Origin of the sequence: Rhizobium sp. BT03, from assembly GCF_030053155.1 — a bacterium.
In the GTDB taxonomy this organism is placed as follows: domain Bacteria; phylum Pseudomonadota; class Alphaproteobacteria; order Rhizobiales; family Rhizobiaceae; genus Rhizobium.
Map to the genome: position 1 here is coordinate 3329536 of NZ_CP125640.1, position 22370 is coordinate 3351905.

15 protein-coding genes are annotated in these 22370 nt (G+C 62.7%); 6 read left to right on the forward strand and 9 right to left on the reverse strand.

The genetic code is table 11. The features are described 5' to 3' along the window. The first annotated feature begins 63 nt into the window (after positions 1-63). A complete protein-coding gene (locus QMO80_RS16310) occupies positions 64-2235 on the forward strand; it encodes a CHASE2 domain-containing protein (RefSeq protein WP_283197477.1) in 2172 nt (723 codons plus the stop codon). 6 nt (positions 2236-2241) lie between these two features. Here the strand turns inward: QMO80_RS16310 and QMO80_RS16315 are convergent, their stop codons facing one another. Then, entirely contained in the window at positions 2242-3237 is a 996-nt protein-coding gene (locus QMO80_RS16315; protein ID WP_283197478.1) for a FecR domain-containing protein, read from the reverse strand. A 297-nt stretch (positions 3238-3534) separates the two neighbouring features. Here QMO80_RS16315 and QMO80_RS16320 point away from each other — a divergent pair, with 297 nt between their 5' ends. The 5 genes from QMO80_RS16320 to QMO80_RS16340 all read left to right on the forward strand — a co-directional run bounded on the left by QMO80_RS16320 (position 3535) and on the right by QMO80_RS16340 (position 9213). After that, the gene (locus QMO80_RS16320) at positions 3535-4788 is read left to right on the forward strand and encodes a sarcosine oxidase subunit beta family protein (RefSeq protein ID WP_049734738.1); all 1254 of its coding nucleotides are present in this window, start codon (positions 3535-3537) and stop codon (positions 4786-4788) included. Positions 4789-4894: 106 nt separating this feature from the next. Next, positions 4895-5236, forward strand: a complete 342-nt coding sequence (locus tag QMO80_RS16325) for a sarcosine oxidase subunit delta (RefSeq protein ID WP_049734737.1) — start codon at positions 4895-4897, stop codon at positions 5234-5236. Continuing rightward, positions 5233-8226: a sarcosine oxidase subunit alpha gene (locus QMO80_RS16330; RefSeq protein ID WP_283197479.1), complete on the forward strand. Its 2994-nt coding sequence runs from the start codon at positions 5233-5235 to the stop codon at positions 8224-8226. Before QMO80_RS16325 ends, QMO80_RS16330 begins: the two co-directional genes overlap by 4 nt. Further along, positions 8219-8767, forward strand: a complete 549-nt coding sequence (locus tag QMO80_RS16335; protein WP_283197480.1) for a sarcosine oxidase subunit gamma — start codon at positions 8219-8221, stop codon at positions 8765-8767. Before QMO80_RS16330 ends, QMO80_RS16335 begins: the two co-directional genes overlap by 8 nt. A gap of 47 nt (positions 8768-8814) precedes the next feature. After that, complete coding sequence (locus QMO80_RS16340; protein ID WP_283197481.1) at positions 8815-9213, forward strand: VOC family protein; 399 nt, start codon at positions 8815-8817, stop codon at positions 9211-9213. A 15-nt stretch (positions 9214-9228) separates the two neighbouring features. On the opposite strand, the gene QMO80_RS16345 is transcribed toward QMO80_RS16340, so the two are convergent. From QMO80_RS16345 to QMO80_RS16380, 8 genes are all read right to left on the reverse strand, one after another. After that, positions 9229-9717 (reverse strand): MaoC family dehydratase, encoded by a 489-nt coding sequence (locus QMO80_RS16345; protein WP_283197482.1) that lies wholly within the window; start codon positions 9715-9717, stop codon positions 9229-9231. Positions 9718-9806: 89 nt separating this feature from the next. After that, entirely contained in the window at positions 9807-11786 is a 1980-nt protein-coding gene (glgX, locus tag QMO80_RS16350; RefSeq protein ID WP_283197483.1) for a glycogen debranching protein GlgX, read from the reverse strand. A 12-nt stretch (positions 11787-11798) separates the two neighbouring features. Continuing rightward, positions 11799-13430 carry an alpha-D-glucose phosphate-specific phosphoglucomutase gene (locus QMO80_RS16355; protein ID WP_283197484.1) on the reverse strand — a complete coding sequence of 544 codons (1632 nt, stop codon included), beginning with the start codon at positions 13428-13430 and terminating at the stop codon, positions 11799-11801. A gap of 6 nt (positions 13431-13436) precedes the next feature. Continuing rightward, the gene (glgA, locus tag QMO80_RS16360) at positions 13437-14879 is read right to left on the reverse strand and encodes a glycogen synthase GlgA (RefSeq protein ID WP_283197485.1); all 1443 of its coding nucleotides are present in this window, start codon (positions 14877-14879) and stop codon (positions 13437-13439) included. 3 nt (positions 14880-14882) lie between these two features. Then, complete coding sequence (gene glgC / locus QMO80_RS16365; RefSeq protein WP_183609494.1) at positions 14883-16145, reverse strand: glucose-1-phosphate adenylyltransferase; 1263 nt, start codon at positions 16143-16145, stop codon at positions 14883-14885. Positions 16146-16163: 18 nt separating this feature from the next. Next, complete coding sequence (gene glgB / locus QMO80_RS16370) at positions 16164-18371, reverse strand: 1,4-alpha-glucan branching protein GlgB (RefSeq protein ID WP_049734728.1); 2208 nt, start codon at positions 18369-18371, stop codon at positions 16164-16166. Further along, positions 18368-20830, reverse strand: coding sequence for a glycogen/starch/alpha-glucan phosphorylase (locus QMO80_RS16375; protein WP_283197486.1), 2463 nt, complete (start codon positions 20828-20830; stop codon positions 18368-18370). Before QMO80_RS16375 ends, glgB begins: the two co-directional genes overlap by 4 nt. 272 nt (positions 20831-21102) lie before the next feature. Beyond that, a complete protein-coding gene (locus QMO80_RS16380; protein WP_283197487.1) occupies positions 21103-22305 on the reverse strand; it encodes a pilus assembly protein in 1203 nt (400 codons plus the stop codon). Between the last annotated feature and the right edge of the window lie 65 nt (positions 22306-22370).

Sequence of the window (22370 nt, forward strand, 5' to 3'; positions counted from 1 at the left end):
GCGTAGCCTGCCGGCAGGTGCGGACCGTTTCTGCGGGCCGTGGAGGGGACACCCGGTGAGATCATGACGCGCGTCCAGCAAATCGGTGTCGTTATCGGCCTGGCGATTGTTGCCCTGCTCACGATCCTGCGGGCAGAAGATCCCGGGATTTTCAAGCTGATCCGCGGTGTGACCTTCGACGAATATCAGCGGCTGGTTCCGAGGACCTTCGAGCCGATGCCGGTCCGCGTCATCGATATCGACGAGGCCTCGCTGCGCGAGTTCGGACAATGGCCCTGGCCGCGGGACCGGCTCGCCCTGCTGGTGGACCGGCTTTCGCAAATGGGTGCTTCCGCCATCGCCTTCGATGTTCTGTTCTCCGAGCCGGACCGGCTGTCGCCGCGCAACGTCGTGCGTGAGGCCGCCGGGGTCGATCCTTCGCTTGCCGAGAAGCTGCCCGATAATGACGAGATATTCGCCCGCTCGATTGCCGAGAAGCCCGTCGTGCTCGGCTTCGGCCTTTCCAACGAGGGCAATTACCGGCCGTCGGTGAAGGCGGGTTTTGCTTTCACCGGCGAAAGCCCGGTCTCGGCTCCTCCCTATCTCGGCGCCTCGACACCGCTCAGGCCGCAATTGGAGGCGAATGCGGCGGGGCTCGGCCATATCAGCCTCAATCCCGGCAATCCCTCGCCGGTGGTGCGGGCGGTGCCGCTATTTTTGACTGACGGCCAACAGCTCTATCCCAATCTCGCGATCGAGGCGCTGCGTGTCGCGCAGGGGGTCTCGACCTATGTTCTGTCGGGCGCGCCCGACCGCGCCGGCATCATGACATCGGCAAAGATCGGCGATTTTATCGTGCCGCTGACGGCGGCGGGCGAACTCTGGCTCTATGTCAGCCCCGACCGGGCCGAGCGCTACATATCCGCCCGGCAGGTGCTTGCGGCCGATGGGGCCTCTCCCGAGGTCGCGGCCGCCATCGACGGCAGCATCGTCTTCGTCGGCACGTCGGCGGCCGGCCTGCAGGACATCCGCGTCACGGCGCTCGGCGAGAACGTTCCCGGCGTTTCGCTGCATGCACAGGCGGTCGAGCAGATCCTGTCAGGCCAGTTCCTGTCGCGGCCCGACTGGGCGGACGGGCTGGAAATCCTGACGATCGCCGTGCTCGGCTGCCTGCTCGTCGTGGTGACGACCTTCGTCAGTCCCGCCGTCGCGCTGATTTGCGGCCTGCTGATCACGGCCATGGCGCTCGTGGCCTCCTGGCTGTCCTTTCTCTATGCCGGGCTTCTTTTCGATCCGCTGGCGCCGATCGTCAGCGGATCGATCATCCATTTTGCCGCGACCTCGTTCAAGATCCTGGTGATCGACCGGGAGCGGCGTGAGGTGCGGCGCGCCTTCGGGCATTATCTTTCGCCGTCGCTGCTTCATCGTATCGAGCATACCCGCGATGCCTTGCGCCTCGGCGGCGACGACCGCGAACTGACGGTCATGTTCGTCGATGTCCGGAATTTCACCGAGATCAGCGAGCGGCTGGCGCCGGCCGATGTCGTCGCCTTCCTGAATACGCTGCTCGATGCGCTGAGCCGCCATGTCGTGGCCAATGAAGGCACGCTCGACAAATTCATCGGCGATTCGATCATGGCGTTCTGGAATGCGCCCGTCGATGTGGCCGATCATGAAACCAAGGCTGTCCGCGCAGCGCTTGCCATGCGCGAGACGCTCGCCGAATTGAACGCCGGCGACGCCTTCGGCTTCGGGCCCGGGCAACCGGTCGGGATCGGCATCGGCATCCATACCGGCCTTGCCTGCGTCGGCAATATGGGCGCCAAGACCCGCTTCAACTATTCGGCGGTCGGCGATGCCGTCAATGTCGCGGCGCGCATCGAGTCATGCTGCAAGGAGGTCGGCTTCGATATCCTCATCTCCGACAGCACGGCGCGGTCCGTGCAGGGAATGGCGCTGATCGAAGCCGGCGCCCTACCGCTCAAGGGAAAGAGCAGCCGGACGCAGATCCTTGCCGTCGTCGGCGATGAGCGGGTCGCGGCGTCTCAGGAATTCGCCGCTCTAGAGGTCGTTCACAGGCAGTTGATGGAGGCCCTGCAATCACATTCGCGGAACAGCCGGAAGCTGATCGGTGCCGTCAAGCTCAGGGCGGCGCAGGTGACCGGCGCTCTGGCGGAATTCTACCAGCGCATATCCGGCAGGACCGATCATTTTCGCGAGGCGCCGGAGGGGAGCGAAAAGAGCGCCGCCGACTGAGGGACTTCAGCGGCCGCGATTGAAATTCCGGCCCCTGTCGTTGGTCCGATCTCTGTCATGATCGCGATCGCGGTTTCCGCCATGATCACGGTCGTGGTCTCGATGATCCTCGCCGTGATTTCCCGGCTTGCCGTCGGTGTCATGCCGGCCATGGCCATCATGCTTGCTGGGCTTGTCCGGCTTGTCGTGATGCGGCCTGTCATGATGCGGTTTGTCGGGCTTGTTCGGCCGCTCCTTCTGCGGCTCGGCCTGTCTCTGCGGCGGATCCTGCTTTTGCGGCGCGGGCGCTATTGCCGGCGGAGGCCGTGTCCGATCTTTTCTTTCCGGCGCGACCGAGGCCATATTGCAGCCGCCGAGCATGCCGATGCCGCCGGAAAGCCGTTGATTGCCGGAGAGGAAGGGGAGCGCGCGGGGATTTCCGAGCGTATCGAGAATGCTGGGATCGACCCGGCGTGCCGCCGACATATTGCCGTTCGGCTTGGCCACCACGCAATCGCAGCGCTGCTGCAACTGCCGGCAGCCGCCCGGGCCGCAAAACCGGGCAGCGCCATTCAACAACACGACGGCGGTCGTGCCATCGGGGCCGACGTAGAAGTCGAAAGCGGTGCCGCGCACGCCGATCGTGCCGGCGGGCGTCAGGATCTGGTAGGCGGAGGAGTTGGAGCTGCCGCTCACCCAGCGGAACGTGCCCTTTGCCGCCCTAATGGTGAGTTTCTTCACCGATTGGGAATCATCGAAGACATATTTGTCGATCACGACCGACGAGCCCCAGCCCACCGCGAGCTTCGTGCCGTCACGAAACAGGAACTGGCCAAGTCCCGATGGGGATGTCCTGATGCGTTCGTTGCGATGGACGCTGGCATCGACTTCGATCGGGCCGCTCTGTCCCGTCACCTCCGTCTTGATGACGACGGCCTGGCCGACCGGCTCGGCGGCGAGTGCCGGCTGCGCGATGGCAACCATAATGCAAAGTGCCTGGAGTAATGAACGCCGACCCCACATGATACAGGAACCCCGGGAACATGGGGTGAATTAGCATTTTAGTAACTGCTTGTCTTCTCGCCCACTTGGGCTAGAGCCGGGTGGCTGCCCTGGGGAAGGTTGGTTTGGCTTATTCTGCCGGACGGCTTTCGCAAGCAGCGCACGATGTCGTCTAAAAACCGCGCCGTTTTCGGCATCATGTCGCTTAGTGTCAAAAGCAAAGCGTTCGGCTGTCGCAAAAGAACCGTTGTGCCGCATTTGGATTTGCGATTTGTATGGGCGCGGAGAACAGCCCTTTCCTGAAGGAGAAGAAGGCGGATGCGGAAATATTCGGTTTTTGCCGTGGCGAGGGAGGCCCTTCGTGGCCATAAGGGCTGGGAGAAGCAGTGGACTTCGCCGGAGCCGCGCGCCGAATACGACGTCGTCATTATCGGCGCTGGCGGTCACGGGCTGGGTGCGGCCTATTACCTCGCCAAGGAGCACGGCATCACCAATGTAGCGGTGATCGAAAAGGGCTGGCTCGGCGGCGGCAATACCGGGCGCAACACCACCATCATCCGCTCGAACTATCTCTATGAAGAGAGCATGCACATCTACGAGCATTCGATGAAGCTCTGGGAAGGGCTTTCTCAGGAGCTCAACTACAATGTGATGTATTCGCCGCGCGGCGTGATGATGCTCTCGCACAATATTCACGACCAGCAGTCGTTCAAGCGGCATATCCATGCCAACCGGCTCTACGGCATCGACAATGAATGGCTGACGCCGGAGCAGGCCAAGGCCTATTGCCCGCCGCTGGATATCTCGGCGAGCGCCCGCTACCCGATCAACGGCGCGGCGCTGCAGCGGCGCGGCGGCACGGCACGCCACGACGCGGTCGCCTGGGGTTATGCGCGTGCGGCCTCGGACCGCGGCGTGCACATCATTCAGAATTGCGAAGTGACCGGCATCCGCCGCGGCCCCGATGGACGCGTGACCGGGGTCGAGACCTCGCGCGGCTTCATCGGCGCCAAAAAGGTCGCCGTGTCGGCGGCTGGTCACACATCGACGATCATGAAGATGGCCGATGTGCGCGTGCCGCTGCAATCGAGCCCGCTGCAGGCGCTGGTCTCCGAGCCGCTGAAGCCGATCTTTCCGTGCGTCGTCATGTCGAACACGGTGCATGCCTATATCTCCCAGTCCGACAAGGGCGAGCTCGTCATCGGTGCCGGCACCGACCAGTATAATTCCTATTCGCAGACCGGCGGGCTGCAGATCATCACCCATACGCTCGACGCCATCTGCGAGCTCTTCCCGATGTTCCGGCGCGTCAAGATGATGCGGCAATGGGGCGGCATCGTCGACAATACGCCGGACCGTTCGGCGATCCAGTCGAAGACGCCGGTTCCCGGGCTCTACGTCAATTGCGGCTGGGGCACCGGCGGCTTCAAGGCGACGCCTGGCTCGGCCAATCTCTTCGCGCATCTGATCGCCCGCGACGAGCCGCACAAGTTCAATGCCGGGCTGACGCTGGAGCGTTTCCGCAGTGGCCGGCTGATCGACGAGGCGGCGGCGGCGGCGGTGGCGCACTGATGATGAGTGCTTTCCCAACGCTCGCTCCTTTCGTCGCTCACCCCCTCATCCGCCTTGCAGGCACCTTCTCTCCGCTGGGGAGAAGTGGAGGAGAAGGAAATTCTACATGCTGCTGATCCATTGCCCTTACTGTCAGGAAGAGCGCTCGGAGCTTGAATTCCGTGGCGCGGGTGACGCGCATATCGTGCGGCCCGCCGATATCGCCTCCGTCTCGGACGAGGAATTCGAGGCCTATTTCTTTCTGCGCGACAATCCGAAAGGCCTGATCTTCGAACGCTGGCGGCACATTCACGGCTGCGGGCGCTTCTTCAACGCGGCGCGCGATACGGTGAGCGACAAGTTCATCGTGACCTACAAGGCCGGTGAGCCGAAGCCTGAGATCGGCGCTGCTGCCGAGAAGCATGCGCCTGTCGAGACATATGAAGCCGTGGAAGGAGAGGCGCAATGAGCGGCGTGAACCGTATCGTCGGCAAGGGGCGCCTGACGCCGGCCAAAACCGCGCGCTTCAGCTTCGACGGCGAGACCTATGCCGCGCTCGAAGGCGATACCGTCGCCTCGGCGCTGATCGCCCACGGTGTGCATCTCATCGGCCGTTCGTTTAAATATCACCGGGCTCGCGGCATTCTGTCGGCCGGCGCCGAGGAGCCGAACGCGCTGATCGACGTCGCCCGCGATAAGGCGCGCAAGCAGCCGAACGTGCGCGCCACGGTGCAGGAAGTCTTCGACGGCATGATCGTCAACTCGCAGAATCGCTGGCCCTCGCTCGCCTTCGATGTCGGCGCGGTCAACAATCTGATGTCGCCGTTCTTCGCCGCCGGCTTCTACTACAAGACCTTCATGTGGCCGCGCGCCGCCTGGAAAAGCGTCTACGAACCGCTCATCCGTCGTGCCGCCGGCCTTGGTGTCGCGCCAACGGAAGAGGATCCGGATCATTATGCCAGCCGTTATGCTCATTGCGACGTGCTGGTAGTCGGCGCCGGCGTTGCCGGACTTTCGGCGGCCCTGGCCGCGGCCGCGGCGGGTGCCAAGGTGATCCTCTGCGACGAGCAGGCGGAAGTCGGCGGCGCCTTGCGCTACGATGCCGGCGTGACGATCGACGGCCAGGAAGGTTATGCCTGGGCGCAGAAGGCCGTGGCGCGGCTGAAGGCGATGGACAATGTCGAAGTGCTGGTGCGCACTACCGCCTTCGGCTACTACAACCACAATTTCGTCGCTCTCGCCGAGCGCGTGACGGATCATATCGCCAAGCCTTCTCAGGATCTGCCGCGCGAGCGGCTCTGGCAGGTGCGGGCCAAGCGAGTGATCCTCGCCAACGGCGCGATCGAGCGGCACATGGTATTTCCGAACAACGACCGGCCGGGCATCATGCTGGCTTCGGCAGGGCGGATGTATCTCAATCACTACGGCGTCGCGGTCGGAACCAAGGTCGGCATCTATACGGCGCATGACTCGGCCTATGAGGCCGCTTTCGATCTGAAACGCGCCGGTGTTTCGATCGCCGCTATCGTCGATTGCAGGCAGGCGCCGGGAGCGGCAGTGCTGGAGGAGGCGCGTGCGCTCGGCATCGACGTCCTGACCGGGCAGTCGGTGATCAACACGGCGGGGCGGCTGCGCATCTCGTCGATGACGGTGGCGCGCAACGGCGGCGGTTCGCCGCGTAAGATCGCGGTCGATGCGTTGCTGGTTTCGGCCGGCTGGACGCCGTCGGTGCATCTGTTCTCGCAGTCGCGGGGCAAAGTGGCCTTTGATGCCGAAAGCCAGCGTTTCCTGCCCGGCACTTACGCGCAGGACTGCCTTTCGGTCGGCGCCTGCAACGGCACGGACGATTTGCAGCGGACGATCGAGGAATCGCTTGCCGCCGGCGAGCTGATGGCGCAGGCCACCGGCAGAAGCAGCGGCGAGAAGATCGCAATTTCGGCCGAGCAGGCCTATGAATGGACGGGCGGCATGATCGGCGCTGCCGAAGGCGCCGGCCCGAAGACCAACGCCAAGGCCTTCATCGATTTCCAGCACGACGTCTGCGCCAAGGATATCCGCCTTGCCGTGCGCGAGGGCATGCATTCGATCGAGCATATCAAGCGCTTCACGACCAACGGCATGGCCTCCGACCAGGGCAAGCTTTCCAACATGCACGGCCTGGCGATCGCCGCCGAAATGCTCGGCAAGGAAATCCCGCAGGTCGGTCTCACCACTTTCCGTGCGCCCTATACGCCGGTTACCTACGGTACGCTGATCGGCCATTCGCGCGGAGAGCTGTTCGATCCGACGCGCAAGACGCCGCTGCACAACTGGGAAGAAGCGCATGGCGCCGTCTTCGAAGATGTCGGCAACTGGAAGCGTGCCTGGTTCTATCCGCAGGCGGGTGAGAACATGCACCAGGCGGTCGCCCGCGAATGCCGCACAGCCCGAGAGTCGGCCGGTATTTTCGACGCTTCGACGCTTGGCAAGATCGAGGTGGTCGGGCCGGATGCGGCGAAGTTCCTCAACCTCATCTACACCAATGCCTGGGACACGCTGAAGCCGGGCAAGGCCCGCTACGGCATCATGACCCGCGAAGACGGCTTCGTTTATGACGACGGTGTCGTCGGGCGACTGGCCGAGGACCGTTTCCATGTGACGACGACGACCGGCGGCGCGCCGCGTGTTCTTCACCACATGGAAGATTACCTGCAGACGGAATTCCCGGATCTGAAGGTATGGCTGACCTCGGTGACCGAGCAATGGGCGGTGATTGCCGTGCAGGGGCCGAAGGCGCGCGCGATCGTCGAGCCGCTGGTCGAGGGGCTCGACCTTTCGAACGAGGCCTTCCCGCATATGAGCGTTGCGGAATGCACCGTCTGCGGCGTGCCGGCGCGGCTCTTCCGCGTCTCCTTCACCGGCGAAATCGGTTTCGAAATCAACGTGCCGGCCGATTACGGCCAGTCGGTGCTCGAAGCTGTCTGGGCCAATGCCGAGCCGCTTGGCGCCTGCGTCTATGGCACTGAGACGATGCACGTTCTGCGCGCCGAGAAGGGCTACATCATCGTCGGCCAGGATACTGACGGGACGGTGACCCCGGATGACGCGGGCGTTGCCTGGGCCGTTTCGAAGAAGAAGAAGGACTTTGTCGGCATTCGCGGCCTGCAGCGTCCTGATCTCGTCAAGGAAGGGCGCAAGCAGCTCGTCGGCCTTGTCACCAAGGATCCGAAGCTGGTGCTCGAGGAAGGCGCGCAGGTCGTCGCGAACCCGAACGAGCCGAAGCCGATGACCATGCTCGGCCACGTCACCTCGTCCTACTGGTCGGAAAACTGCGGCCGGTCGATCGCCTTCGCGCTCGTCGCCGGCGGCCGGGCGCGGATGGGCGAGACGCTCTACGTGCCGATGCCGGACCGGACGATCGCCGTCGAGGTGACGGATCTGGTGTTCTTTGACAAGGAAGGAGGCCGCATCCATGGCTGATGTCGCAATTCGCAAGCCTGTGCTTGCCGGCCGTCTCGGCGGCTCCGCCACAGTTCGGTTGACCATCGCACCCACTGCAAGCCGGGTGGCGCTGCGCGCGCCGGCGGGTTCGCTTGCCGCGCTTTCCAAAGCGCTCGGCCTGTCCGTTCCGACCGTCCCGAAAACATCGGGGCGGGCCGGCGCCCGATCGGTGCTCTGGATCGGGCCGGACGAATGGCTTGTCATCGACGAGGACGGGGCCGATCTGATGACGGTGCTTTCGGGGGTTAGCGCCGTGCATTCGGCGACCGACGTTTCGCACCGCAATCTCGCGATCATCGTCTCGGGACCGGGTGCGGAAAAAACGCTTGCCGCCGGCTGCCCGCAGGATCTGTCCTTGTCTTCCTTTCCGGTCGGAGCCGCGTCGCGGACGATCCTCGGCAAGGCGGAGATCGTGCTTCTGCGCACGGATAAAGACACGTTCCGGGTGGAGTGCTGGCGCTCGTTTTCCGATTTCGTCTTCGGGCTGCTCGACGAGGCGGCGCATGATGCCGGCCATTGAGGCCGGAGCGATCCCGGCTGCGTAAGCCTCATTCAAGGGATAGGTAAATGCTGCACCATGCCTCTCTCGGCGTTTCCGATATAGAACGGTCGGCGGCATTTTACGATGCCGCCCTCGGCGCGCTCGGCTATGTCAGGGTCTGGAATGACATCAGGCCGGGGCAGGCGGGACAGGCGGTCGGCTACGGCCTTCCCGGCGGCGGAGACAAACTGGCGATCAAACATCGACCGGATGGCCAGCGTCCGGCCGGCCCGGGTTTCCATCTGGCCTTTGCCGCTCCGAGCCGCCAGGCGGTCGATCGATTTCACGCGGCGGCAATCGCCCATGGCGGCGATGACAACGGTGGCCCGGGCTTACGCCCCCACTACGGCGAACATTATTATGCGGCGTTCGTGATGGATCCGGACGGGCACGCACTCGAGGCCGTCTTCAATTCGGTCGAGTGACAAGCGGCGTTCGGCTCAAACGTCCTCGGGACGGTCCTTCGGGTCGAACTGGATAATCGTGATCCATCTTGCCGTCAGCGCCGGCTTCTTCTCGTTTTCGATCTCGATCGAGGCGTCATAAGTGGTCATCAGCATGCCGCCGCCGCGGAAGCGGGCGTCGGAGAGCAGGAAGCGGCCGCGGACGCGGGCGCCGCTCTTCACCGGCGTCATGAAGCGGACGCGATCGAAGCCGTAATTGATGCCCATGGTCTGCTCGCGCACTTTCGGCAAGCAGTTGTAATTCATCGTCGACAGCAGCGACAGCGTCAGGAAGCCATGGGCGATGGTGCCGCCGAAGGGGCTTTCTGCCGCCGCGCGCTTGGGGTCGACATGAATGAACTGATGGTCGTCGGTTGCCCCTGCAAAGGCGTCGATCATCGTCTGGTCGACGGTGATCCAGTCCGAAAGGCCTGTTTCCATGCCGATCAGTCCCCGCACGTCGGAGAGTGAAATTTCCGTGACCATGAATTCCTCGTGAGATAGGCCGCCGGCTCAAGCCTTATCGTGCATTTATGACGATTGCGACAAGGATTTGCCCAGGTGGACCGAGGGGGTCAGTTTTCGACGAAAAAGGCGACGGAGCGTGGCTCGACGGTAACGCTGGCACCGGCTTTTTTCGTTCCCTCCGGCGTCAGCTGCCGCCAGCCCGCCTCGCCTTCCGAGGGAAGCGTGAAGATCTGGCGGCGGTCCGACCGGTTGAAGAGCACGGCAAGCCGGGTCTGCCTGCCGCGCGCGGAGCGGTCACCTGTGGAAAGCAGCATGCCGAGGGTGGAAAGCGACGGCGTCTCCCATTCGGCGACGGTCATCGGTTCACCCGAAAGCGAAATCCATTCGACATCGCCGTTTCCTGACAGGAAGCCTGTTTCGGAGAAGACCGTGAAGCGGCGGCGCAGCCCTGAGACAAAGGCGGTATGGGCGACGAGATCCTCGTCCAGCGCCTTCCAGTCCAGCCAGGTGATCTCGTTGTCCTGGCAATAGGCATTGTTGTTGCCATGCTGGCTGCGGCCGCCCTCATCGCCCGCCGTCAGCATGATGCTGCCGCGGGTGGCAAAGAGCGTCGATATCAGCGCCATCACATCGTCCCGGCGACGCTTGCGGATCGAGGGATAGAGGGTTTCCCCTTCGACGCCGTTGTTCCAGGAGTGGTTCTCGTTATGGCCGTCACGATTGTGCTCGCCATTGGCGTCATTGTGCTTGCCGGCGTAGGAGACGAGATCGGTCAGCGTGAAGCCGTCATGGGCGGCGAGGAAATTGACGCTGCGCGTTCCCTTGCCGTCGTTGCAGGAGAAGATGTCGGAGGAACCGGCAAGCGCGGTCGCGAGCGCCCCGGTCTTCCAATCGTCGCCGCGCCAGTAGCAGCGCAGATCGTCACGAACCCGGTCGTTCCATTCCAGGAAGGGCGGCGGAAAATTGCCGAGCTGATAACCGCCCGGGCCGATATCCCAGGGCTCGGCAATCATGATCCGGTCGGCAAGCACATTGTCGGAAAGGATTGCTGCAAGCGTTCCGCCGTCGCGTTCGAAGCCTGTCGCGGTGCGTCCGAGCACCGGGGCGAGATCGAAGCGAAAACCGTCGACGCCTGAATTGAGCACGAAATGGCGCAGGCTGTCGATGACGAGACGGCGAACCTCGGGATGATCGCAGGCGAGTGTGTTGCCGGTGCCGGTGTCGTTGACGAGTTCGCCCGGCCAATTCTGGGCGTGGCGATAATAATGCAGGTTGTCGAGGCCGCGCAGCGACAGTGTCGTGCCGTAACGGTCGCTCTCGCCGGTATGGTTGAAGACGAGGTCGAGGATGACCGCGATGCCTTCGGCATGCAAGGCCGCGACCGTCTCGCGCAGTTCTGTCATGCCGCCCGGCGCCAGCCGCGGATCGAGCGCCATGAAGGCGACCGGATTATAGCCCCAGCCGTTGGTAAGGCCGAGCGGCGGCAGGTGGCGCTCGTCGATCCAGGCGGTGATCGGCATCAGTTCGACGGCGTCGACACCGATCCGCTTCAGATGCGCTACGACCGAGGGATGGGCAAGAGCGGCAACCGTGCCGCGCTGAGCCTCCGGCACATCGGGATGGAGTATGGTGAAGGGCCGCACCGCCACTTCATAGATAAAGCCGCCCGGTTTGAAGAGCGGCTTGGCGATTGCGGCGCGTGTATCGGTGGTGACGATCGCCTTCGGCATCAGGTCCTGGCTGTCCTCGCCATAGATGCCGAGGCGGGGATCGTAGCGGAACGGCCGATCGATCTCCTTGGCATAGGGGTCGATCAGCAGTTTGGAGGGATCAAACCAGAGGCCGCCGTCGGGGGCGTAGATGCCGTCAGCGCGGTATCCGTAGCGCGCGCCCGCCTTCAGCCCGTCGACGAACAGACGATGGACGTGATTGCTGTCGCGCGCCATCGGCAGGCGCGCGAATTCCCTGTTGCCGTCATCCTCGAAGAGGCAGAGTTCGATCTGTGCGGCATGATGCGACCACACGGCAAATTCGACGCCGGTCTCGAAGACGATCGCGCCGCTTTGCGCCGAACTCTCTCCCCGCATATTCCCCCCGGATCAGGTGATCACGGTTGGCGCATCGCGTCCCGTGCGTTCACGAATGCTGGCAATGCTTTCGGCGGCGGCGATCAGATCGGCGAGCGCTTCCTGCGTTTCGATGTTGTGGCGAGTCGAATCCGGCTCGTAGCGCTCGATATAGACACGCAAGGTTGCGCCAGACGTGCCGGTGCCGGACAGGCGGAAGACGACGCGGGAGCCGCCCGCAAAGAGCACGCGGACACCCTGATGCTCGCTCACCGATTTGTCGATCGGATCGTGATAGGCGAAGTCGTCGGCCTTTTCGACCTTCAGGCTGCCGAAGCTCTTGCCGGGCAGGGTGGAAAGCTGGCTGCGCAGATTGTCGACCAGGCCGTTCGCCGCATCGGTGTCGAGGCCTTCATAGTCATGGCGCGAATAATAGTTGCGGCCGTAGGTCTGCCAGTGCTGGGTGACGATATCGGCGACGCTCTCGCCGCGCACGGCAAGGATGTTCAGCCACAGCAGCACGGCCCAGAGGCCGTCCTTTTCGCGGACGTGACTGGAGCCGGTGCCGGAGCTTTCCTCACCGCAGATTGTCGCCATGCCGGCGTCGAGCAGATTGCCGAAGAACTTCCAGCCGGTCGGCGTTTCGTACATGCCGATGCCGCGCTTTTCGGCAACGCGGTCGGCCGCACCCGATGTCGGCATCGAACGGGCGATACCGGCAAGGCCGCCGGAATAGCCGGGGGCGAGATTGGCGTTGGCGGCCAGGATCGCCAGGCTGTCGGAAGGCGTGACGAAGATGCCGCGGCCGATGATCAGGTTGCGGTCGCCGTCGCCGTCGGAAGCAGCGCCGAAATCGGGCGCGTCATCGCCCATCATCTCATCGAAGAGTTCCTTGCAGTGAACCGGGTTCGGGTCCGGGTGATGACCGCCGAAATCCGGCAGCGGCATGAAATTGCGCACCGAGCCCAGGGGAGCGCCGAGACGATTTTCGAAGATTTCCTTGGCATAGGGACCGGTGACGGCGCTCATCCCGTCGAAGGCAATGCGGAAGCCGAGGCTGATCAGATTGCGGATGGCGCCGAAATCGAACAGCTCTTCCATTAGCGCGGCATAGTCCTCGACCGGGTCGATGACCGAGAGGATCATGCCGCCGGGAAGCTCGTCCTTGCCGATGCGGTCGAGATTGACGTCGGCGAAATCGGCGATCTTGTAGTTGTCGATCGTCTTCGAGCGCGCATACATCGCGTCGGTGATCTTCTCAGGGGCCGGGCCGCCATTGTTGATGTTGTATTTGATGCCGAAGTCTTCGGTCGGGCCGCCGGGATTGTGGCTGGCGGAGAGGATGATGCCGCCGAAGGCCTTGTATTTGCGGATGATGTGGGAGGCGGCCGGCGTCGACAGGATGCCGCCCTTGCCGACCATGACCTTGCCGAAGCCGTTGGCGGCGGCCATCTTGATCGCCTTCTGGATGACTTCGCGATTGTAGTAGCGTCCGTCGCCGCCGATGACGAGGCACTTGCCCTGAAAGCCTTCCAGCGAATCGAAGATCGACTGGATGAAGTTCTCCGCGTAGTTCGGCTGCTGGAAGACCGGAACCTTCTTGCGCAGTCCCGACGTGCCGGGTTTCTGGTCCAGATAGGGCGTGGTGGGTACGGACTTGTTCATTTTAGTTCACATGCCTTTCGAGACGAGGCTTGAATAGAGGGCAGCGTAGCGTTCGGCGCTCTTCTCCCAGGAGACATCCGATTTCATGCCTTGCTTTTGCAATTGGGTCCAGAGTTTTCGGTCCGCGTAAAAATGCATCGCACGGCGGATTGCCTGTAGCATGCCGGTTTCCGTCACGGGTGAGAATTGTATGCCGGTTGCCACTTTCGCCGCAAGTGCGGCGTGATTGGCGTCGATCACCGTATCGTTCAGCCCGCCGGTGCGGGCGACGATCGGCACGCAGCCATACCGCAGGCCGTAAAGCTGGGTCAGGCCGCAGGGTTCGAAACGCGAGGGGATGATGATGGCGTCGCAGCCGGCCTGCATCAGATGCGACATCGGCTCGTTATAGCCGATCGAGACGCCGATGCGGCCGGGATGGCGGCTTGCCGAGGCGAGCAGTGCGCCTTCGAGTGCCGCTTCGCCGGAGCCGAGCACGACGAGCTTGCCGCCCATGGCGACGATTTCGTCGGCGACGTTGGCGACGATATCCATGCCCTTCTGCCAGGTGAGCCGGCTGATGACGCAGAAGATCGGGGCGTCGTCATTGTCGAGACGGAAGAATTCGGCGATCGAGCGCCGGTTCTCCTCACGGTTCTTCAGCGTCGTCGGGCCATAATGGGTGTGGACGACGGGATCGGTCGCCGGGTTCCAGATATCGGTGTCGATGCCGTTGACGATGCCGTGAAGATCATCGATGCGGCTGGCGATGACACCGTCGAGCCCCATGCCGAACTCCGGCGTCAGAATCTCGTCGGCATAGGTCGGGCTCACCGTGGTGATCGCGTGGGCGGTCTGCAGGCCGCCCTTGAGGTAGCCGACCGTGCCGTAATATTCGATGCTGTCGGTGGCGAAGGCATGGGCGGGCAGGCGCAGGCCGGGAAAGATTTCGGGGCCGAACTGGCCCTGGAAGGCGATGTTGTGGATGGTCAACACGCTCGGCAGTTCCGGCGTCGGATAGTAGCGCATATAGACCGAGGTCAGCGCCGCCTGCCAATCATGCGTGTGGACGAGGTCCGGCCGCCAGCCGGGCAGCAGGCCGGCGGCGATTTCGGAGGCTGCGAGCGACAAAGCGGCGAAACGCCGCCAGTTATCCGGATAGTCCTTGCCGAGCGGATCGACATAGGGGCCGCCCGGCCTGTCGTAATAGGCCGGCGCATCGAGAATGAGCAGATCGAGGCCCTCGTGCTCAACCTCCAGCACGGTCGCCGGCTCGCCGAGCAGGTCGGCGAATTCGAGCCTGACGACCGGGTCGCGAATGACTTTCATGACGGCTGGATAGCCGGGCAGAAGGGTCTTGGTCTCGACCCCGAAGGCTTTGAGAGCGATTGGCAGGGCGCCTGACACATCGGCCAGGCCCCCTGTCTTGATCAAAGGGAAGACTTCGGATGAAACCGAAAGAACTTTCATAAGTCAGATATCCAGCTTGTCGATCATCGGTTGGGTGATCAGGCAGATGCCGCTTTCCGTCCGCCGGAAGCGCTTGGCGTCGAGCTCGGCGTCCTCGCCGACGACCAGGCCTTCCGGAATGACGACGCCATGGTCGATCACCACATTCTTGAGCTGTGCCCGCCGCCCGATCTTGACGTTCGGCAGGATGACCGCGCCTTCCAATTTGGAGAAGGAGTTGGCCCTGACGCCGGTGAAGAGCAGGCTGTTGTTGAGGCTGGCGCCGGAGATGATGCAGTCGCCCGAGACGACGGAGGAGGTGGCCGAGCCGCGGCGATCCTCATCGTCATGGACGAATTTCGCCGGCGGGGTGATCTCGGCATAGGTCCAGATCGGCCAGGACTTGTCGTAGATGTCGAGCTCGGGAACGATCGCCGTCAGGTCGATATTGGCCTGCCAATAGGCGTCGATCGTGCCGACGTCGCGCCAGTAGGGCTCATGTTCGAAATCGGAGCGGACGCAGGACTTGGCGAAGCGGTGGGCGACCGCCTTACCGTGCTCGACGATATAGGGGATGATGTCCTTGCCGAAGTCGCGGCTCGAGGTCGGGTCGGCGGCGTCGCGGCGCAGCGCATCGAGCAGGAACTTGGTGTGGAAGACGTAGATGCCCATCGAGGCGAGGGCGAAATCCGGCTTGTCGGGAATGGGCGGCGGATCGGCCGGCTTCTCGACGAAGGCGATGATCTCGTCCTTGTCGTTGACATGCATGACGCCGAAACCGGTCGCCTCCATGCGCGGCACTTCCAGGCAGCCGATGGTGACGTCGGCGCCGGAATCGACGTGCTGCTGCAGCATCCATTCATAGTCCATCTTGTAGACGTGGTCGCCGGCGAGAATGACCATGTATTCGACACCGTAATCCTCGATGATGTCGATGTTCTGATAGACGGCGTCGGCGGTGCCTTCATACCACTGCGTTTCCGAAACGCGCTGGCTGGCCGGGAGGATGTCGAAGCTCTCGTTGCGCTCGGGGCGGAAGAAGTTCCAGCCGCGCTGCATGTGGCGGATCAGCGAATGCGCCTTGTATTGCGTCGCGACGCCGATGCGGCGGATGCCTGAGTTCAGGGCGTTCGACAGGGCGAAATCGATGATGCGGGCCTTGCCGCCGAAATAGACGGCGGGCTTGGCGCGCCGGTCGGTGAGTTCCTTGAGACGGCTCCCCCTGCCGCCGGCCAGAACATAAGCCATTGCATCGCGGGCAAGTGGCTGAACACGCTTTTCTACCATTTTCTCCTCCCACCAGTACTAATTTTCAGGTTCAAGCATGATTGTCGCCAAGGGCGGCAAGGTGATCGAGCAGGTGATGTCACCGCCGGCATCGACGGCCTGCACGCGCCCGCCATTGCCCTTGCCGCTGCCGCCGTAGATGTCGGCATCGGTGTTGAGGATTTCCCGCCAGCGGCCTGCGGACGGCAGGCGGATCGTGTAGTTCTCGCGGTAGACGGGGGTGAAATTGGTGATGACGGCGACCGGCTTCTGGCCCGGCGCCTTGCGCAGCCACGCAAAGACGGAATTCTGGTGGTCGTCGGCGACCAGCCATTCGAAACCTTCGCCCTCGCAGTCACGCTCATGCAGCGCCGGCTTGCTGCGATAGGTGAAGTTGAGGTCGCGCACCAGGCGCCGCATGCCCTCGTGCATGCGGTATTGCAGCAGGTTCCAGTCGAGCGATTTCGCCTCGCTCCACTCGCTCCACTGGGCGAATTCCTGGCCCATGAACAACAGCTTCTTGCCGGGATAGCCCCACATATAGGCGTAGTAGGCGCGCAGATTGGCGAATTTCTGCCAGTCGTCGCCCGGCATCTTGGCGATCAGCGAGCCTTTGCCGTGGACGACCTCGTCATGCGAGAGCGGCAGGACGAAATTTTCGGAATAGGCGTAGAGCAGGCCGAAGGTGAGCTCGTTGTGATGGTGCCTGCGGTGTATCGGATCGCGGCTCATATAGCTCAGCGTGTCGTGCATGAAGCCCATGTTCCACTTGAAGCCAAAGCCGAGGCCGCCTTCATGCACGGGCTGGGAGACTTTCGGCCAGGAGGTCGATTCCTCGGCGATCGTCATGACGTTGGAATGATTGCCGTAGATGCGGGTGTTGAGATCCTGCAGGAAACGGACCGCTTCGAGGTTCTCGTTGCCGCCATATTCGTTCGGAATCCATTCGCCGTGTTTGCGGGAATAGTCGAGGTAGAGCATCGAGGCGACGGCATCGACGCGCAGACCGTCGAGATGGAATTTCTCGGCCCAGTAGAGCGCGTTGTTGACGAGATAGGAAACGACCTCGGTGCGGCCGAAATTGTAGATCGCCGTGCTCCAGTCCGGGTGGAAGCCCTTGCGCGGGTCTTCGTGCTCGTAGAGCGCCGTGCCGTCGAACCAGCCGAGGCCGTGCTCGTCGGTCGGGAAATGCGCCGGCACCCAGTCGAGGATGACGCCGATGCCGACCTTGTGGCAGCCGTTGACGAAACGGGCGAAACCCTCCGGCTCGCCGAAACGGGCGGTCGGTGCGTAGAGGCCCGTCGTCTGGTAACCCCAGGAGGGGTCATAGGGATGCTCGGTGATCGGCAGGAATTCGATATGGGTGAAGCCCATGTCGGCGCAATAGGGGATGAGGCTGGAGGCGAGCTCGTCCCAGGACAGCATCGTGCCATCGTCCCGGCGCCGCCAGGAGGCGGCATGCACCTCGTAGATCGAGATCGGCTGGCGGCGCTTGTCCGTCTCGCGCCAGTGCTTCAGATGGGCTTCGTCTTCCCACTCCTGCTCCAGATCGGCGGCGGTGATCGAGGCGGTCTTCGGCCGGAGTTCGCTGCGGCGGGCGAAGGGATCGGCCTTCAGGGGCAGCAGCACGCCGTCCTGGCCGCGGATTTCGAATTTGTAGGCAACGCCGATCGGGACGTCAGGGGCAAAGATCTCCCAGATGCCGCTATCGGAGCGGAAGCGCATGACGTGGCGGCGGCCGTCCCAATTGTTGAAGTCGCCGACGACGGAAACGCGCTGCGCATTCGGGGCCCAGACGGCGAAATGTATGCCCTGGGCGCCATCATGCTTGATGAGGTGGGCGCCCATCTTGTCGAACAGGCGCAGATGCGAGCCCTGGCGGGCGAAATAATCGTCCATCGGCCCGAGCACCGGACCGAAACTGTAAGGATCGGTGACGGCCCATTCGGCATCGCCGCGCCGGGCGCGGTAGCGCACCGGCTGGAGCTTGGTGAGGGAAACCGGGCCGGCGAAGAAACCGTCGGCATGGAGCTGTTTCAGTTCGCCGACGGCGCTGCCGTCGAGCGCCATGGCGGTCACTTCCTCAGCACCCGGGATGAAACACCTGGCGACGAAGGCGTCGCCTGCCTGGTGCACCCCTAGGACGGCAAAGGGATTGGAATGCGAGCCGGCAAGGATCGCCGCGATTTCATCTGCCGAAATTTCCCAGGAAAGCTTTACTTCAGGGACGTTTTTCGGCGTTTTCATCCGGCTCTCCAGATTTCGTCTGCATATTGCCTGATCGTACGGTCGGACGAGAACCAGCCCATCCGCGCCGTGTTGTTGATCGTCTTGGTGTACCAGGCGGACTGGTTCGTCCAGATCTGGTCGACTTCGCGCTGGGCCTGGGCGTAGGCGTCGAAATCGGCCGCGACCATGAACCAGTCGTGCGAATAGATGCCGTCGATCAGCGAGGTGTAGCGGTTGCGGTCGTCGGGCGAAAAGACGCCGGAGCCGATGGCTGAGAGCGCCTGGGCGAGTTCGCGCGACCCCTCGATGATGGCGCGCGGATTGTGGCCGTCGCTGCGGACCTTCGAGACCTCGTCGGCCGTGAGGCCGAAGATGACGATATTGTCTTCACCGACATTGTCGCGCATCTCGACATTGGCGCCGTCGAGCGTGCCGATGGTCAGCGCGCCGTTGAGGCCGAACTTCATATTGCCGGTGCCGGATGCTTCCATGCCGGCGGTCGAGATCTGTTCGGAAAGGTCGGCGGCCGGGACCATGACTTCGGCGAGCGAGACATTGTAATTCGGCACGAAGACGACCTTCAGCAGGCCGCGCACCGACGGGTCGTTGTTGATCGTGCGGGCGACGTCGTTGATCAGCTTGATGATCAGCTTGGCGTTGTAATAACTCGGCGCCGCCTTGCCGGCGAAGAGTTTTACGCGCGGCACCCAGTCGAGCTCGGGATGCGAGCGGATCTGGTCGTAGAGCGCGACGGCCTCGATGATGTTCAGAAGCTGGCGCTTGTATTCGTGGATGCGCTTGATCTGGATGTCGAACATCGCCGACGGATCGAGCTTCACACCCATGCGGCTGGCGACGAGGTTGGAAAGCGCCACCTTGTTGGCGCGCTTCACGGCTGCGAACTTCTGCTGGAAGGTCGGGTCGGAAGCGTGCGCCTCGAGCGGGCGCAGCTTCTCGGCGTCGTCGAGGAATTCGTCGCCGATCGCCTCGCGGATCAGGCCGGTGAGGCCGGGATTGCACTGCTGCAGCCAGCGGCGCGGCGTGATGCCGTTGGTCTTGTTGTTGATGCGATCGGGATAGAGCTTGTGCAAGTCGGCAAAGACCGTGACCTTCATCAGGTCGGTGTGCAGGGCCGAGACGCCGTTGATCGAATGCGAGCCGACGAAGGCAAGGTTGCCCATGCGCACGCGGCGGTCGCCGCTTTCATCGATCAGCGAGATCGAGCGGATTTCCCCGTCGGAGAAATTTTTGCCCTTGCGCGCGTCGAGCAGGATCTTGGCGTTGATCGCATAGATGATCTGCATGTGGCGCGGCAGCAGACGCTCGAACAACGGCACCGCCCAGCTTTCCAGCGCTTCCGGCAGAAGCGTGTGGTTGGTGTAGGAGAAGGTATGGCGGGTGATTTCCCAGGCCTGGTCGAAATCCATCCCGTGGACGTCGCAGAGCAGGCGCACGAGTTCGGCCACCGAGACGGCGGGATGGGTGTCGTTCAGCTGGATCGCCACCTTATCCGGCAGCGAGGTGAAATCGTCATATTGCTGCAGATGGCGGCGCAGGATGTCCTGCAACGAAGCGGACGAGAAGAAGAACTCCTGGCGCAGGCGCAGTTCCTGGCCGGCCGGCGTGGCGTCGGCCGGATAGAGAACCCGGGTCAGGCTTTCGGCCTTGTTGCTTTCGCGCAGCGCCCCGATGTGGTCGCCGGCATTGAAGGCATCGAGCAGGATCGGATCGATCGGCTGCGCCGACCAGAGGCGCAGCGTGTTGACGCGCTTGCCGCGCCAGCCGACGGCCGGCGTGTCGAAGGCGGCGGCGATGACGCGCTCGGCCGGCTTCCAGACGTAGCGCGGCTGGTCGTCATGCGTGGTGATGAATTCGACGGCGCCGCCGAAGCCGATTTCATAGGCGCTCTCGCGGCGCTCGAACTCCCAGGGATTGCCATGGGCGAGCCAGTTCTCCGGCAGCTCCACCTGCCAGCCATCGGCCAGCTGCTGGCGGAAGAGGCCGTGCACATAGCGGATGCCGTAGCCATAGGCGGGTACATCGACCGTTGCCATGCTCTCCATGAAACAGGCGGCGAGACGCCCGAGGCCGCCATTGCCGAGGGCGGCATCGGGCTCCAGGCCGGCAATGACGTTGACGTCGACGCCGAGCGAGGAAAGCGCATCGCGCACCTCTTCCATCAGGCCGAGATTCGAGACCGCATCGCGCATCAGGCGGCCGATCAGGAATTCGAGAGACAGATAATAGACGCGCTTGGCGCCGGTCGCATAAACCTCGCGGGTGGAGGCCATCCACTTGTCGATGATGCGGTCGCGCACCACCAGGATCGTCGCCGTCAGCCAGTCATGCGGCTTTGCCACCTTGGCGTCCTTGCCGATGCGGTAGGTCAGGCGTTCGATGATTTCTTCGGCGAGAATTTCCGGCTTCGAGCTGCGCGGGGCGGGGGAAGGGATAACCGGCTTGGAAACGGTGTTCATTGTCAGATCTCGCCAATTTTAATTTGGTTTCAGGGTGTTATGCCTGATCTAATCGATTTGTCGCTTGCGTTGCCCCCAGTTTATGCATCGTTAGGAAGCACTTGCAACAAGGGATTTGGACAAACGAAAAATTTGCGAAACCTTCATATTCACAGGACGCGAGGGGATTGATTTCAAACGCTTTTCCCGATCAGATGGATGGGTAGCGATAACGAAAAACCGCGCCGGTTTGTTCCGGCGCGGCTTTCCGTTGGACATCTTATCGTGGGATTTCAGTTGGTCAGCAACGTCGCGGCCTTGGTTGCCGTTTGAGCAATGCTTTCGAAGTCGGCCACCAATTTCTCCATGGTTTCAGCTTCATAGTAGTTACCGCCCGGCGAGGCGCAGTACTGCAGAAGGCTCTTGCCCTTGTCTGGCGCCATGAAGGCAACTGTGAAGAGGATGATTCCATCGCTCTTCGCGGCATCGCATTTGTCGCGAACGTTTTGATCCTTTTGCTGGTTCCAAGTGTCGCTGTTGCCGGTCATTTCGCCATCGGTCATGAGTATAATGAACCTGTCGACCTTGGAGTTGCCCTTTTTCTGATGTGCGACGCTTTCAGCGTCGGTGTTGTTCGCGTTCTTTCTGATCGTGTCGTCAGCCAGCTGCATCGGTTCGGTGGCGTCTGTGCCGCCGTCTGGTAAGAGCGTTGTCACGTAGTCGCGAGATTTGGTTGTTCCCCAGTCAATTGCGCTAACGCTGGTGACCTTGTTGGTCCAATCACGCAATAGTCCGTTACTGTAAGAGATGACGCCTGTGCGTACGAGGGTATGCTGCGGATCGGCCTTGTCGAGCGCATCGAAGAGTGACGCCGATGCCTGTTTCAGGGCGTCGATCTTGATGACGTAGGTTTTGCAGGTCGTGCCATTCTTTCTGTATTGGGCGCATGTATTGGTATCGTAGCCCATGGACCCCGACTGGTCGAGGACGAGCTCCATCGACAGTGCGCTCCTTGTTTGGCTGGTGCCGCTCGTGGTCGAACTGGTTGTGGCGATGTCAATCGTCGAGTGGCCTAAAAGATTCATGAATGGTGTCAGGCCAAGGCGGTATGAGGTCGCGACCGTGACGCTGTAGCTCTTGCTGGTCGAGGAGGTGGATGTGGTGATGTCCACATTGGTGGCGTTCCTGATCGCGCTGCCTGATGCCGCGCTGACATAATTTGCCATCTGTCCGACGACAAAATCCTTCGCCAAGGTCTCTGCGGCCCCCTCGTCGGCGACCTTGCCGCTCGCAAGTGCGGTCGCCGCCGCGAGTGCTGCAGAATCCGTTGCTTCCTGGAGTTGGCGCTGCGACAGCGCCATATTCGAATAGTCGATCGCCAAGCCGGCGGCGCCGAGAAGGACGGGCGCCATAATCGCCGTCATAATGCCGAAATTCCCGCCTCGATCGCTCAACATGCGACGCAGGCAGGGGTACAAAGAGGAGGTGCTCATCATGTTCACCCGAAATAGACCCTGTGGGTGACATTACGCACGATGCTTCTTTACGCCTGCCTTACAGC

Excerpts from the sequence above, each read along its gene's own strand:
- QMO80_RS16380 (WP_283197487.1), bottom strand. The coding sequence starts at position 22,305 with ATGATGAGCACCTCCTCTTTGTACCCCTGCCTGCGTCGCATGTTGAGC.
- glgX (WP_283197483.1), bottom strand. The coding sequence starts at position 11,786 with ATGCGGGGAGAGAGTTCGGCGCAAAGCGGCGCGATCGTCTTCGAGACC.
- QMO80_RS16345 (WP_283197482.1), bottom strand. The coding sequence starts at position 9,717 with ATGGTCACGGAAATTTCACTCTCCGACGTGCGGGGACTGATCGGCATG.
- glgB (WP_049734728.1), bottom strand. The coding sequence starts at position 18,371 with ATGAAAACGCCGAAAAACGTCCCTGAAGTAAAGCTTTCCTGGGAAATT.
- QMO80_RS16315 (WP_283197478.1), bottom strand. The coding sequence starts at position 3,237 with ATGTGGGGTCGGCGTTCATTACTCCAGGCACTTTGCATTATGGTTGCC.
- QMO80_RS16325 (WP_049734737.1), top strand. The coding sequence starts at position 4,895 with ATGCTGCTGATCCATTGCCCTTACTGTCAGGAAGAGCGCTCGGAGCTT.
- QMO80_RS16330 (WP_283197479.1), top strand. The coding sequence starts at position 5,233 with ATGAGCGGCGTGAACCGTATCGTCGGCAAGGGGCGCCTGACGCCGGCC.
- QMO80_RS16355 (WP_283197484.1), bottom strand. The coding sequence starts at position 13,430 with ATGAACAAGTCCGTACCCACCACGCCCTATCTGGACCAGAAACCCGGC.
- QMO80_RS16335 (WP_283197480.1), top strand. The coding sequence starts at position 8,219 with ATGGCTGATGTCGCAATTCGCAAGCCTGTGCTTGCCGGCCGTCTCGGC.
- QMO80_RS16310 (WP_283197477.1), top strand. The coding sequence starts at position 64 with ATGACGCGCGTCCAGCAAATCGGTGTCGTTATCGGCCTGGCGATTGTT.
- glgA (WP_283197485.1), bottom strand. The coding sequence starts at position 14,879 with ATGAAAGTTCTTTCGGTTTCATCCGAAGTCTTCCCTTTGATCAAGACA.
- glgC (WP_183609494.1), bottom strand. The coding sequence starts at position 16,145 with ATGGTAGAAAAGCGTGTTCAGCCACTTGCCCGCGATGCAATGGCTTAT.
- QMO80_RS16340 (WP_283197481.1), top strand. The coding sequence starts at position 8,815 with ATGCTGCACCATGCCTCTCTCGGCGTTTCCGATATAGAACGGTCGGCG.
- QMO80_RS16375 (WP_283197486.1), bottom strand. The coding sequence starts at position 20,830 with ATGAACACCGTTTCCAAGCCGGTTATCCCTTCCCCCGCCCCGCGCAGC.
- QMO80_RS16320 (WP_049734738.1), top strand. The coding sequence starts at position 3,535 with ATGCGGAAATATTCGGTTTTTGCCGTGGCGAGGGAGGCCCTTCGTGGC.